Source organism: Pseudoxanthomonas sp. 22568 (assembly GCF_052044485.1).
Taxonomy (GTDB): Bacteria; Pseudomonadota; Gammaproteobacteria; order Xanthomonadales; family Xanthomonadaceae; genus Pseudoxanthomonas_A; species Pseudoxanthomonas_A beigongshangi.
Genome location: NZ_JBQENC010000020.1, coordinates 1 through 12451, shown reverse-complemented (window position 1 = coordinate 12451; position 12451 = coordinate 1). Strand labels below are relative to the sequence as shown.

At 67.8% G+C, this 12451-nt stretch carries 13 protein-coding genes and 1 tRNA gene; 9 read left to right on the top strand and 5 right to left on the bottom strand.

Annotated elements, in window-relative coordinates; all coding sequences use genetic code 11:
• Nucleotides 1–89: 89 nt before the first annotated feature.
• A complete protein-coding gene (locus ACTJI2_RS18595) occupies nucleotides 90–620 on the bottom strand; it encodes a DUF6232 family protein (RefSeq protein WP_440842974.1) in 531 nt (176 codons plus the stop codon).
• Between the two features lie 247 nt (nucleotides 621–867).
• A tRNA-Met gene (locus ACTJI2_RS18590) sits at nucleotides 868–944 on the bottom strand.
• Between the two features lie 118 nt (nucleotides 945–1062).
• Between ACTJI2_RS18590 and ACTJI2_RS18585 the strand changes: the two genes are divergently transcribed.
• The 3 genes from ACTJI2_RS18585 (at nucleotide 1063) to bfr (ending at nucleotide 2552) form a co-directional block, all read left to right on the top strand.
• Nucleotides 1063–1659, top strand: a complete 597-nt coding sequence (locus ACTJI2_RS18585) for an RNA pyrophosphohydrolase (protein WP_183640923.1) — start codon at nucleotides 1063–1065, stop codon at nucleotides 1657–1659.
• A 66-nt stretch (nucleotides 1660–1725) separates the two neighbouring features.
• Nucleotides 1726–1941, top strand: a complete 216-nt coding sequence (locus tag ACTJI2_RS18580) for a (2Fe-2S)-binding protein (protein WP_141454229.1) — start codon at nucleotides 1726–1728, stop codon at nucleotides 1939–1941.
• Nucleotides 1942–2081: 140 nt separating this feature from the next.
• On the top strand, nucleotides 2082–2552 hold the full coding sequence (gene bfr / locus ACTJI2_RS18575) for a bacterioferritin (protein ID WP_183640925.1): 471 nt from the start codon (nucleotides 2082–2084) through the stop codon (nucleotides 2550–2552).
• Here the strand turns inward: bfr and ACTJI2_RS18570 are convergent.
• The 3 genes from ACTJI2_RS18570 to ACTJI2_RS18560 all read right to left on the bottom strand — a co-directional run bounded on the left by ACTJI2_RS18570 (nucleotide 2525) and on the right by ACTJI2_RS18560 (nucleotide 7585).
• Nucleotides 2525–5005, bottom strand: a complete 2481-nt coding sequence (locus tag ACTJI2_RS18570) for an ATP-binding protein (RefSeq protein ID WP_440842973.1) — start codon at nucleotides 5003–5005, stop codon at nucleotides 2525–2527. The two genes, bfr and ACTJI2_RS18570, sit on opposite strands and share 28 nt — an antisense overlap.
• Before the next feature lie 2 nt (nucleotides 5006–5007).
• Nucleotides 5008–6897: an EAL domain-containing protein gene (locus tag ACTJI2_RS18565; RefSeq protein ID WP_440842972.1), complete on the bottom strand. Its 1890-nt coding sequence runs from the start codon at nucleotides 6895–6897 to the stop codon at nucleotides 5008–5010.
• A gap of 82 nt (nucleotides 6898–6979) precedes the next feature.
• Nucleotides 6980–7585, bottom strand: coding sequence for a DUF4126 domain-containing protein (locus tag ACTJI2_RS18560; protein WP_183640932.1), 606 nt, complete (start codon nucleotides 7583–7585; stop codon nucleotides 6980–6982).
• A 95-nt stretch (nucleotides 7586–7680) separates the two neighbouring features.
• On the opposite strand from ACTJI2_RS18560, the gene ACTJI2_RS18555 reads away from it, so the two are divergent.
• The 6 genes from ACTJI2_RS18555 to ACTJI2_RS18530 all read left to right on the top strand — a co-directional run bounded on the left by ACTJI2_RS18555 (nucleotide 7681) and on the right by ACTJI2_RS18530 (nucleotide 12137).
• Nucleotides 7681–8412: a DUF6776 family protein gene (locus ACTJI2_RS18555; protein ID WP_203323680.1), complete on the top strand. Its 732-nt coding sequence runs from the start codon at nucleotides 7681–7683 to the stop codon at nucleotides 8410–8412.
• Between the two features lie 2 nt (nucleotides 8413–8414).
• The gene (locus ACTJI2_RS18550; protein ID WP_183640936.1) at nucleotides 8415–8825 is read left to right on the top strand and encodes a bactofilin family protein; all 411 of its coding nucleotides are present in this window, start codon (nucleotides 8415–8417) and stop codon (nucleotides 8823–8825) included.
• A 54-nt stretch (nucleotides 8826–8879) separates the two neighbouring features.
• Complete coding sequence (locus ACTJI2_RS18545; RefSeq protein WP_183640938.1) at nucleotides 8880–9602, top strand: DUF6776 family protein; 723 nt, start codon at nucleotides 8880–8882, stop codon at nucleotides 9600–9602.
• Nucleotides 9603–9629: 27 nt separating this feature from the next.
• Nucleotides 9630–10010 carry an iron-sulfur cluster insertion protein ErpA gene (erpA, locus tag ACTJI2_RS18540; protein ID WP_141454222.1) on the top strand — a complete coding sequence of 127 codons (381 nt, stop codon included), beginning with the start codon at nucleotides 9630–9632 and terminating at the stop codon, nucleotides 10008–10010.
• A 14-nt stretch (nucleotides 10011–10024) separates the two neighbouring features.
• A complete protein-coding gene (gene nudC / locus ACTJI2_RS18535; protein WP_440842971.1) occupies nucleotides 10025–10951 on the top strand; it encodes an NAD(+) diphosphatase in 927 nt (308 codons plus the stop codon).
• Nucleotides 10952–11243: 292 nt separating this feature from the next.
• The gene (locus tag ACTJI2_RS18530) at nucleotides 11244–12137 is read left to right on the top strand and encodes a cobalamin biosynthesis protein (protein ID WP_183640943.1); all 894 of its coding nucleotides are present in this window, start codon (nucleotides 11244–11246) and stop codon (nucleotides 12135–12137) included.
• Nucleotides 12138–12451 lie beyond the last annotated feature (314 nt).

Here is a 12451-nt window from a genome sequence, read left to right as displayed (position 1 = left end):
TTTGTAGCGCTACTCAAGATGATGTGGCGCCATGGAGAAAGCGCGGTCGCTCGCGCAAATTTCGATGAGATCTGGCGGAAACGGACTTTCTACCGATAACGCACGATGGCGCTATTGATGCTCTGTACGATTTGTTCGATATAGCCTCTGTCGTACGAGGAAAGGGCATTCACTTCCCCGGAAGAGCTTGAGATGGATACGTGAAATAGAGTCTTCTTGCTCTTCAGCCAGAACACGCCGATGCCGATGATTGCTGCTGAAATCGCCAACTGCGTGAACCCGGATTTCATGCTTTGCGAAAAGTCTTGGAAAGAAAGCAGGAGAACCACCGAGCCAACTAGAATCATCACAATTGGCATGAACAAACTCGGCGACATGAATGTCATCCGGACGGATGCGATGTTCCGGAGCGCGTAAGTCGTTCCACGAATAATGACGCGTGAGGTCGTTACACTTACATAGGCATCGGAATGTAGGGTTTCTTCCTCCGAGCGAGATGGCCCTGCCATCGCATCTACGGGAACTCTTGTCACGGCTTGCGGCGGTGCACCGCATTGCGGACATGCGGTGGCTTCCGTACTGATGGTGTGGCTGCATTCACGGCAAGGAATGAGTGCCATGGGAACTCCATGTAAGTTTTCTATCCGCCGCGCGTCACGCAGCGCCCCTTTTTGATCTCCGGCGGCATGTTGGGCATGGCAGGCGATTCGAAGTGGAGCTTACTGGGTGGGTCAGGAGTCAGGCAACGCAAACTCTAAAACACCACCGTAGATGACCTTGGGAGCTCAGGCGACCCGCACGTGGCGGAGCGGAAGCCAGAAAAGCAAAAGCCCCGCAGCGGGGCGGGGCTTCTTGGTTTTCCCGGCATGGTGGCTATGGGTGGACTCGAACCACCGACCCCAGCATTATGAGTGCTGTGCTCTAACCGGCTGAGCTACATAGCCGTGCAGGAACCGCACATTTTTCCGGTTCGGGGGGCGGCTGTCAATCCGGTCGGGCCGGCTTGTCGGCGCGGGCCGGCCGTGGCAGAGTCGGGGACAGTAGATTTCAGGAGTCCGCATCGTGATCGATCCGGACGGCTACCGACCCAACGTCGGCATTGTGTTGATGCGCCCGGATGGCCGGGTGTTCTGGGCGCGAAGGGTGCGCCGGGACGGCTGGCAGTTCCCGCAGGGCGGGATGAACACGGACGAGACGCCGGTCGAGGCCATGTACCGCGAGTTGCACGAAGAAACCGGCCTGTTGCCCGAACATGTGGAAGTGTTGGGGGCCACGCCCGGCTGGCTGCGCTATCGGCTGCCGCCCCGCGCCATCCGCCACCACGAACGCCAGGTCTGCATTGGCCAGAAGCAGGTCTGGTTCCTGCTGCGGCTGGTCGGCGACGAGGCGCACCTGCGCCTGGACGCCACCGACACCCCCGAGTTCGACCATTGGCGGTGGGTGGATTTCTGGTACCCCATCGAGCACGTGGTGATGTTCAAGCGCGGCGTTTACGCCCGGGCGCTGGGACATCTGGCGTCCTATGCCCGCAGCGTGGTCGGGACCCTGGCGCTGCCGCCACAGCGGTCGGAACGGTTGGGGGAAGGCCACAGCCGGCCGCGTCCACGAAGCCGGCCCAAGCGTAAACAGGGCCAGGGCGCCGGCGACGCCAAGAATTGACAATCATTCTCATTCGCGGTCAAATGTGCCTCGAGCCACTCCGGCCCGCACATTGACCTCGCCGCCGTGTACGTCTGCATCTGCAACGGAGTCACCGACCACCAGATCCGCGAAGCCGCCGCCAACGGCGTGCGCACGGTGGCCGAACTGACCATGCGGACCGGCTGCGGCGCCACCTGCGGCAGCTGCCTGGACATGGCCGGTGGCCTGCTGGATGCGCATCACGCCCGCGCCGAGCGCGAGTTCAAGCTCCCGATTCTCGGACTGTCACAGGCCGCCTGATCGCGGCGCTTTGCTTTGCACGCCTTGCCGACCGGCAGCGCGTGCTTCCTCCCCACGAGATGAGCACGATTCGCGTTCCGTCATGGCGCGGAACGACGCGCTAGCATGCGCCCCGTCCAACACCCCACGGGAGCCACGCCATGAAGGGCGACGCCAAGGTCATCGAATTCCTCAACAAGGCGCTCTACAACGAGCTGACCGCGATCAACCAGTACTTCCTGCACGCCAAGATGCTGAAGAACTGGGGTCTGAAGGAACTGGCGGAACACGAGTACAAGGAATCCATCGACGAGATGAAGCACGCCGACAAGCTGGCCGAGCGCATCCTGTTCCTGGACGGGCTGCCGAACTTCCAGGCGCTCGGCAAGCTGCGCATCGGCGAGAATCCGCGCGAATTGCTCGAATGCGATCTGGCGCTGGAGATGGAAGGCCTGCCGCTGCTGCGCGATGCGATCAAGTACTGCGAAGACCAGGGTGACTACGTCAGCCGACAGTTGTTCGCCGACATCCTGGATTCGGAAGAGGAACACGTCGACTGGCTGGAAACCCAGCTGTCGCTGATCGAGCGCATCGGCGAACCGAATTACCTGTTGACCATGCTCGAGGACTGAGCCGAGCCGGCAATCGGCGTCGGCGTCCTGCCCAGCTGCTGGGTGGCGTAACCCAGCAGCGCCATGCGCGCACGCGCGTATTCGGCGATGACCAGCGCCACCGCCACCGCGGGGCGATCCAGCCGGGCCGCGCGCGCGCCCAGTTCGACCCGTTTGGCCGCCGCCGACAGCGCCATCGCACCGACGTTGGCGCTGGATGATTTCAGGGTGTGCGCGGCATCGCGCATCGCATCCAGATCCGGCGTCGCGGCCGCCTTCTCCAGCGCGGCGATCAGGCGCGGCGCATCCTCCAGGAACAGGCTGATGATGCGCACGGTTTCATCACCGGCGATCTCGCGCAGTTCCTCCAGCATGCTGTGGTCCAGCACCGGGAAGGTCGGCGTCGCCGCGCGCGCGGCGGCGTCGTTTGGCGGTGCCTGCTGTGCGGCGGGCTCCGTGGCGCGCGGCGCGGCGATCGCGACATGCCCGGGCAGCCAGCGCTGCAGGCAGGCTTCCAGTTGCTCGCGGGTGACCGGTTTGGCGAGGTAGTCGTCCATGCCGGCATCCAGGCAGCGCTGGCGATCGCCGGCCATCGCGTTGGCGGTCATCGCCACGATCGGCAGCCGGCGCTGCGCGCCCAGTTCGTTCTCGTGCGTGCGCCAGCGGCGGGTGGCGCTGTAGCCGTCCAGCACCGGCATCTGGCAATCCATGAACACCAGATCGAAGGGCTCGATCATCATCCGCTGCAGCGCCAGTTCGCCGTTGGCTTCCGACTCGCTGCGGAAACCCAGCGCGGCCAGCAGTTTCTGCGCCACCAGCAGGTTGACCGGGTTGTCCTCGACCAGCAGCAGGCGCGCTTCGGCGGGTGGCGCCGCGGTTTTTCCGGCCGCGTCCGTGTCCGTGCCGGCATCGGTGCCCGGATCCTGGTTCGCCGCGTCCGCGGAGGTTGCCACCGTATCGAACACCGGGGCGGGCGGCGTGTCCGTCGCGGTATCCACCGCTTCGAAAATGTCACCGATCACCACCGGCGGCAGCGCCGGATCCGCGTCGGTGGCGGTATGTCCGGTCAAGGCCGCGCGCAGCGCCGAATCCGGCGCCTGGCGCGACAACAGAGTGCTGTCGCCGCGCAGTTCTTCCGGGACCGACTCATCGCCGTACAGCCAGATCAGGCGAACCGGCGCGGCGCCGGCCGGGCGCCGGGCGAGGGTGCGGTGCAGGGCGCGGGCGGTGCTGCGGATGCCGCCGGCATCGGCGACCACGGCGACGAAATCGTCACCGCGGTTTTCGCTGACGGTGCGCAGGCGTTCCAGTGCTTCCTGGGTGGTTTCCACCGCGTTGACCTGCATGCCCCAGTTGGTGAGCAGCAGGCCAAGCCGCTGGCGCAGGCGGCTGTCCGGGGACACCACCAGCACGCGGCCCTGATCGAAGGCGTGCGGATCGCGCATCTTCATGTCGCCGATGACCTTGGTCAGCGGCGCCTCGAACCAGAAGGTCGAACCACGGCCGGGTTCGGACACCAGATCGATGCGCCCGCCCATCAGTTCGACGATGCGCTTGCAGATGGCCAGGCCCAGGCCGGTCCCGCCATACAGCCGGGTGGTGGAGGCGTCGGCCTGGGTGAAGGAACGGAACAACCGCGCCTGCGCCTCGGCGGGAATGCCGATGCCGGTGTCGCGGACTTCGAAACGCAGCAGGTGCTGGGCCGAGGTTTCCCCCAGCCGGCGCACGGCCAGGGTGACGCCGCCGCGTTCGGTGAACTTGATTGCGTTGCCGATCAGGTTGCTCAGCACCTGCCGCAACCGCACCGGGTCGCCGCGCACCGGCAGGCGCACCGTCGGATCCAGTTGCAGGCTCAGGCGCAGGCCCTTGTTCTCGGCCGGACGCTGCATCAGCTGCAGCACGCCGTCGAGCAGTTCGCGCAGATTGAAAGCGGTGATTTCCAGATCGAGCTTGTTCGCTTCCAGCTTGGAGTAGTCGAGGATGTCGTCGACGATGCGCAGCAACTGGTGCGAGGAGGCGCTGGCGGTGTTGAGCATCTCGCGGTGATCCGGTGCCAGCGGCGCGCGCGCCAGCATGTCCAGCATCGGCACGATGCCGTTGAGCGGGGTGCGGATCTCGTGGCTCATCGTGGCGAGGAATTCACCCTTGGCCAGCACCGCCGACTCGGCCGCCTGCTTGGCCTGCAGCAGTTCCTGTTCCAGCTGGTCGTGCCGCTGCAGATCCCGGCGCAGGGCGTTGCGTTCGGATTCGGCGATGGCCGCGCGCGCTTCGGCGCCGGTCAGCTGGCGATGGGCGGTGCGCGCGTTGAAGGCGGCGAAACTGCCGCACAGCACGGCGACCGCGCCTGCGGCCAGCGCCGCCTGCCACCACGGGCCGGCGACGCCCGCGTAGGGAAGGACCAGGAACACGAGCGCGGCCACGCCCGCGAGCAGGGCCAGCCAGGGGGCGACCGGGGCGGGTCGCTGCGCGGGCATGCCTACAGCACCGCGGTGTGGAAATCGAAGCCGAGTTCGCTGCCGACGGCCTGCACCAGATTGCCCTGGATGAAGTCCACGCCGCCCATCCACATCGCGGCGGCCGCTTGCGGATCCTCGATCTGCTGGCCGATGACCTGCAGGCCGGCGCGATGCGCCTGGTCGATGATGCCGCGCAGCTCGTCGCGCAGCTTCGGATCGGTATGGGCGCCGGCATAGCGGCTGGCCACCCGCAGGTAGCCCAGCGGCAACTGGGTCAGCAACGCGTCGGCCTCGCGTCCGGGCTCGAACTGGCTCAGGCAGAACTGCACGCCGCTGGGCATCAGCTGGTGGCAGAAATCGCGCAGGGTCACGGTGTGGATCAGCGCGTCGGCCATGCGCAGGTCGATGACCAGCGAGGTCCCTTCGATGCCGCGTTCGGCCAGGGTATCCAGCAGCCACTGCGCATGCGATTCGCGCGCCAGCGTGCGCGGTGACTGCGAGACGAACAGGCGCAGCGACGGTCCCTGCGACTGGCGCTCGGCCAGCACGTACAACGCGTGTTCCAGCACCCAGTGATCGATCTGGGCGATGCCGCCGGCCGATTCGGCCGCCGGGATCACCTGCGAGGCGGGCAGCAGCGAACCGTCGGGCTGGCGCATGCGCAGCAGCACCTGGTACTGCGCCTGATCGCTGCCGGCGACCGCGACGATCGGCTGGTAGGCCAGCTCGAAGCGGCCATCCTCCAGCGAGATCTTCGGCGCATCCTCGGTGACCTGGGTCGGGGTGTAGCCGGCCAGGTTGTTGCCCTTCAGGCGTGCCTGCAGCACCGCGCGTTCAGTGGCCTCCAGCGCGCTGCCGGCGTCGGCGAAGCCGATCGACAACGGCGTGTAGCCGATGGAGCTGCGCAGGTTGAGGGTCTCGCCCGCGCCGATCGGGAACGGATTGAGGGTCAGCCCGTCGCGCAGGCGCGCGGCCTGCGTTTCCAGGGCGGACTCGTCCAGGCTGGCGGCCAGCGACAGGAAGCTGTTGTCGTTCAGCCGCGCGACCGGGTGGGGCGCGGCCACTTCCGCCAGGCGACGCCCGGCCTGGTTCATCAACTGCTCGAACGCCGCGTAGCCATAGCGCTCGCGCAGGCTCAGCGCGCTGCCCACCTCGATGAAGAACAGGCCGCCGCCGGAGGCCGATTGCACCGCCGCGCCTACCTGCTGCAGCAGGTAGGTGCGCGTCGGCAGGCCGGTCTCGGTGTTGATGGTGGCGCGCGCAAGCGATGGCGCGACGCGCTGGCGCGCGCGCTGGATGCGGTTGGAAACCGCCGCGATCAGGTGGCGCGGCCGGATCGGCTTGTTGAGGAAATCGTCGGCGCCGCTTTCCAGCACTTCGAACTGGCGTTCCGGATCCGGGTCCCCGGTCAGGAACACGATCGGCAGGTGCAGGTACTCGGGCTGCTGGCGGATCAGCATCGTCAGGTTCATGCCGTCGCGACCGGGCATGTGCAGATCCATCAGCACCAGATCCGGCTTGAACCGCTCCATCGCATCGAGCACGCCGTCGGACTGCATCTGCACTTCGGCCTGCATGCCGGCGCCGTGCAGCACGCTCTGGGCGAACAGCGCCTGGCCGCGATCATCCTCGACGATGAGCACCCGGTAGGGGCTTTCCTGGGTGTCGCCGGTACGGCTGGAAGCCGCCGGTGCGGCACCGCCGGCATCGTTGCCCGGCACCGGCGGCACGTCGCCGGTCGCGGGCGGCGGAGAGGATGCGGTCATCGCGGACATACCTCCTTTCAGCGGCACCGGCGCGGGCGCGTCGGCCGTCCAGCGCCGCCAGTAGCCCGGCGGCGGGGTTTCGGCCCGCAGACGGGAGCGCGAAGGCTCATCCTGCCGGCGGGATGTGGCGTCAGTGGCAGACATCAGGCTTCCCCAAGCATGTGCCGCATTATGCGATGAAGTTCACGACCCGGCACAGGCGTTCCGGAGCATCCGGTTTTCCGCGTCAAGGGGTCGGCATTCGAGGATCAGACGTACCGAGCAGCCGTTTCAGGCCACGGCTGACGCGACGCCAGACCCACCACACCGCCAGCGCCAGCACGATCGATATGCCGACCACCAGGATCAGGGCGATCCAGGGATGGGCAAAGGCCAGCGCCAGGCCGCCCACCACCACCGCGTCCTCGGTGACCGAGGCGGCCCAGTTGCTGACCGGCTCGGGCGAGGTGTTCATCAGCGCGCGCGAACCACTCTTCAGCACGTGGCTGGTCAGGGCGATGCCGGCGCCGGCGGCGAGCGCGCCGCCGCCGAGCTGTCCGTCCGGCGAGAGCGTGGCGGCGGCCAGGAAGGCGCCCGCCGGCACCCGCGCCAGGGTCTGCAGCAGATCCCAGCCCGAGTCCACCCCGGGAATCTTGTCCGCGAAGAATTCGGCCAGCGCCAGCGCGCCCGAGGTGCCCAGCACCCACCAGGACTGCGTGACCTGCAGGGCCGGCGGCAGATCCAGCCAGCCCAGCGCGCCGGCCAGGCCGAGGCCGAACACGGTCAGGTAGACGCGGATCCCGGCCATCCATGCCAACAGGATCCCAATTACGAAAAGATGTGCTTCGGACATCCCGGCGGTTCCCAGTAGACTCGACGGCCCTGTCGATGGTCCCGAGTATAGGCCTCCTGTCTGGCTGCTGCCTGAGCGCGGCCAGGGATTCGCTCATGTCCAGATCCCCCTTCCCGCGCTACCAGATCGTCGAACAGCGGCCCTCGCGCCGCGGACTCTGGCTGGCCGTGGCGGGACTGGCCTGGGCGGGGACGCTGGCCGGGGTCTGGTGGCTGGCCAGCTACACCGCCGCGCCCCGGCTGGGGCAGGCGAAGCAGGCGCTGGACCAGGCCCGGGACCAGGTCCGCCGGCAGCGGGCCGAACTGCAGCAACTGAGCCAGCGCGAAACCACCCTGGGCGTTTCCGATCGCATCAGCCGCACCGCCAACCAGGAACTGCAAGCCTCGCTGGCCGAGCGTGACGAGGAAATCGCGGGACTGCGCGCGGACGTGGCGTTCTACGAGCGCCTGGTCGGGGCCACCGCCCCGCGCCGCGGCCTCAACGTGCACCTGGCCGAGTTCAGCCGCGCGCCGGGCGGCGCCTGGCAATACCAGATCACCCTGACCCAGACGCTCAACCGCGGCGCCATCAGCGAAGGCGCGATGCGCTTCGCGGTGGAGGGCGTGCGCGACGGGCAACTGGCGACAATCGGCTGGGACGAACTGCACCAGCAGTCCGGCGTGGCCGGGCAGGCCTACTCCTTCCGCTATTTCCAGCAGCTCGATGGCAGCGTGATGCTGCCCGGCGGCTTCACCCCGCAGCGGGTGAAGGTGCAACTCAGCGGCGGCGAGCGCGCGGTGGAGCAGGCGTTCGATTGGAAACTCGCGACCTCAGCCGGAGGAAAATGATCATGTTCAAGCACAAGCCCCAGCGCGATGGCCAGGCCATCGACACCCTCATCGGCCCGCAGGTCACCATCCAGGGCGATCTGATCTTCAGCGGCGGCCTGTACGTGGAAGGGCGGATCCAGGGCAAGGTGCTGGCCGCCGAAGGCGAGCGCGCGGTGCTGACGCTGGCCGAGCAGGGCAGCATCGAAGGCGAGGTGCGCGCGCCGGTGGTGATCATCAACGGCCAACTGGTCGGCAACGTGTACGCCGACGACCGGGTGGAACTGGCGTCCAAGGCGCGGGTGCACGGCAACATCCACTACCAGGTGGTGGAGATGAGCGCCGGCGCCCAGCTCACTGGCCGGCTGGTGCATGCCACGGCGCTCGCCAGCGCCGGCGAGACCGCAGAAAACCTGGTCCCCGCCCACGCCTGAACCGGTTCGCCGGCATTCAGAGCCCCCTCCGGCGGGCCGCGCTATGCTCGGCCCATGAGTGAGACTCCTCTTCCTTCACCGCCGCCGCCGGCCAGCGGGCGGCTCTGGTTCTACGCGGCCGTCGCCTTGCTGGCGCTGCTGGTCGCCTTCGGCGGCTGGGGCCTGTGGCAGGTCCTGGCCGGCGGCGGACAGGCGCCCAGCGCGCATCAGTTCCAGGCCCAGAAAAAACAGGTCGAGCAACTGGAGCAGCGGGTCGCCACGCTGTCGCGCTCGGACCAGATCAGCCGCGACGCCAACCGCGACCTGCAGACCGCGCTGGCCGAGCGCGACGAGGAAATCGCCGGCCTGCGCGCCGACGTGGCCTTCTACGAGCGCTTCGTCGGCGCCACCGGCCAGCGTCGCGGCCTGGCCGTGCACGAACTCAAGCTGCAGCCGCAGACCGACCAGGCCTGGCATTTCACCGCCACCCTGACCCAGAACCTCAACCGCGGCGCGGTCAATGCCGGCCGGCTGCTGGTGTCGGTGGAAGGCACCCGCGCCGGCAAGCTGCAGCGGCTGGCGTGGTCGGACCTGCGCCAGCAGGCCGATGCGCCGGGCCTGCCGTATTCGTTCAAGTATTTCCAGCAGGTCGAGGGCGACCTGGTCCTGCCCGCCGATTTCGAGCCGGTCCGGGTGACCGCGCGGCTGGTGCCGCAGAACGGCGCTGCGGTGGAACAATCGTTCACCTGGGCCGCCGCCAGCGGCCGCGAGGGCACTGGTGCTTCCGGCTTGAAGTGAGTCCCCCCAACCCCCATCCTGATCGCCATGGACAACCTCGTTTCCCTGCCCTCGGCGGCGCCGGACTACCAGTCACTCGAGCGCCCGCTGAACTTCAGCCACGCCGCGGCCGCCAAGGTCCGCGAGCTCATCGATGAGGAAGGCAACGCCGGACTGGCGCTGCGCGTCTACATCCAGGGCGGTGGCTGCTCCGGTTTCCAGTACGGTTTCGAGTTCGACGAGAACCGCGCCGAGGACGATCTGGCGGTGGACACCGACGGCGTGACCCTGCTGGTGGATCCGCTGAGCCTGCAATACCTGATGGGCGCCGAGGTGGACTACAGCGAGAGCCTGCAGGGCGCGCAGTTCGTCATCCGCAATCCCAACGCCAAGACCACCTGCGGCTGCGGCAGCAGTTTCAGCATGTGACACCCGCTCACCCCGTGGGCACCGATTCCAGCACCGCCTCCGCGTTGACCGGTTTCGCCTTCGCGGGCGAGCCGCTGGATCGCGCCGACAAGCTGCGGGACGACCCCGACACCCTGTTCCGCCTGTGGCCGGGCGCGCGTGTGATCGTGCTGACCCGCGAGGGTGAAGCGTTCGCCGATACGGCCGGACAACTGGCGGCGCCTACCGGCGAAGTGCTCGGCGGCGGTCCCGGCACGGCGATCTTCCTTGGCCTTCGCGGCGAGACCGCGTGGTTCGCGGTCGAGGCGGACAGCGTGCCGTTCGAAGCGGCGCAACGCGTGGATCTGCGCCGCGCGGCGGCGGTCTGGCCGGCGTTCGAGGCTGGCGTGTTCGCGCTGGCGCGGGCGATGTTCTACTGGCGTTCGCGCAACCGCTTCTGCGGCCTGTGCGGCGGCGAGGTGGAGTTCCGCCGCGCCGGTTACCAGGGCCGTTGCCTGCAATGCGACGCGGACCATTACCCGCGTGTGGACCCGGCGGTGATCGTCGCGGTCAGCGATGGCGAACGCCTGCTGCTGGGCCGCCAATCGTCCTGGCCCGCGCGCCGCTATTCGGTGATCGCCGGTTTCGTCGAACCCGGTGAAACCCTGGAACAGACGGTGGCGCGCGAAGTGCTGGAGGAAACCGGCGTGCGCGTGCGCGGCTGCCGCTACCTGGGCGCGCAGCCGTGGCCGTTCCCCGGCGCGCTGATGCTGGGCTTCGCCGCCGACGCCGAGCCGGACGTGCCGCGGGTGGACGACGAACTGGAAGACGCGCGCTGGTTCACCTTCGATGAAATCGACGCGGCCCGCGAACGCCGCGAGGGCGACGGCGACGAGGGCCTGCTGCTGTCGCCGCGGATTTCCATCGCACGCTCGCTGATCGATCACTGGCATGCCGGGATGCTCGCGCGGCGACGCTCCTGAGCGGCTGTCGTGGATCCTCCAACCGCAATCGCTTCTCAACAGCCGAATGGCTGATCAATCCCCCGTCACCCGCTAACGCGGGTGTCCGCCCCCTTTTTCAGACGCCTTTCAACAGCCGAATGGCTGGTCAAGGGGGCTATCACAAGGGTCACCCACTCTAGGGAAACCCCGCTTTTCCTCCCCCTTTGCAAAAGGGGGACCGAGGGGGATTTGCTCCAGGCGCAGCCGGGCGCGCCCCCAGACCCGACATTAACGAAGCGGCAGGCTAGAATCCGGGGGAAGGAGGAACCGAATGTCCATCACCCTGGTCGCCGTGGTCGTCGCGCTGGTACTCGGGCACGTCGCGCCGTCACTGGTCACGTCGGTCCGTCAGTTCCATTGGTACGGACACTGGCTGCGCTGGCTCGACGAACGCTTCCCCGGAGACGGTTTCTGGCGCGGGCGCTACGGCATTGCGCTGGCGCTGGTGCCGCCGCTGCTGCTGGTCGGGTTGTTCCAGTGGGTGTTGCACGAGCCGCTGTTGGGCCTGGTCGGGCTGTTGTTCTCTGTGCTGGTGCTGGTCTACGCGTGGGGTCCGCGCGATCTCGACGTGGACGTGGAAGCGATCATCGATGCGCACGAGCCGGCCGCGCGGCGCGAGGCGATTGCCCGCCTGTGGCCGGATGGCGAGACCGTGGCCGCCGATGGCCCGGCCTTGGTGGAAGCCGTGTTCCGCAACGCGCTGCGGCGCTGGTTCGGCGTGCTGTTCTGGTTCCTGTTGCTCGGGCCGATCGGCGCGCTGCTGTACCGGCTGGTCGCACTGACCGCCGAAGGCGAGTTCCAGCGCGCGCTGCCGCACGACACCCGCGAGGGCGCGCGCGCGCTGCTGTCCGTGCTGGAATGGCCGGTCGCCCAGCTGATGACCCTGGCGATGGCCCTGGTCGGCAACTTCGATACCGTCTTCCAGGCCTGGCGCGAAGCGCACGGCAACAGCCTGCAATTGCGGACCGGATTCCTCGGCCACGCCGCGCGCGCGAGCGTGCGCAGCGAACTGGCGGAAGAGGCCGAGGATTACGCGGAGGAAGGTATGGTCCAGGCCATGCGCGAACTGCCCGAACTGCGCGACGCCATGAGCCTGGTCTGGCGCATCCTGCTGGTCTGGATGGCGGTGCTCGCCGTATTCGTCATCGGCGGCTGGGTCAGCTAAACCCGTAGGAGCGACGTCAGTCGCGACCGTGATCCCGACCGAAAGATCGGTCGGAAAAACAATCATGTGGGAGCGACGTCAGTCGCGATATCCCGACGATATCGGAATGACAAGACAGCGCGTGGTTTTGCCAAGGGGGAAGTAGGCAGCGGCGCTTCAAGGTTCGACGCTTCGCGACTTACGTCGCTCCCACAAGGGGGGATTGGATCAACCCGGGGCCAGCAGGGTGAAGGGAAACCAGGGCAGGTTGCGGGCTATCCGCGCCACCTGAAAGGGTGGGCGCCGAAATCGGGGAACGCGCCGCAGCGCGTCCA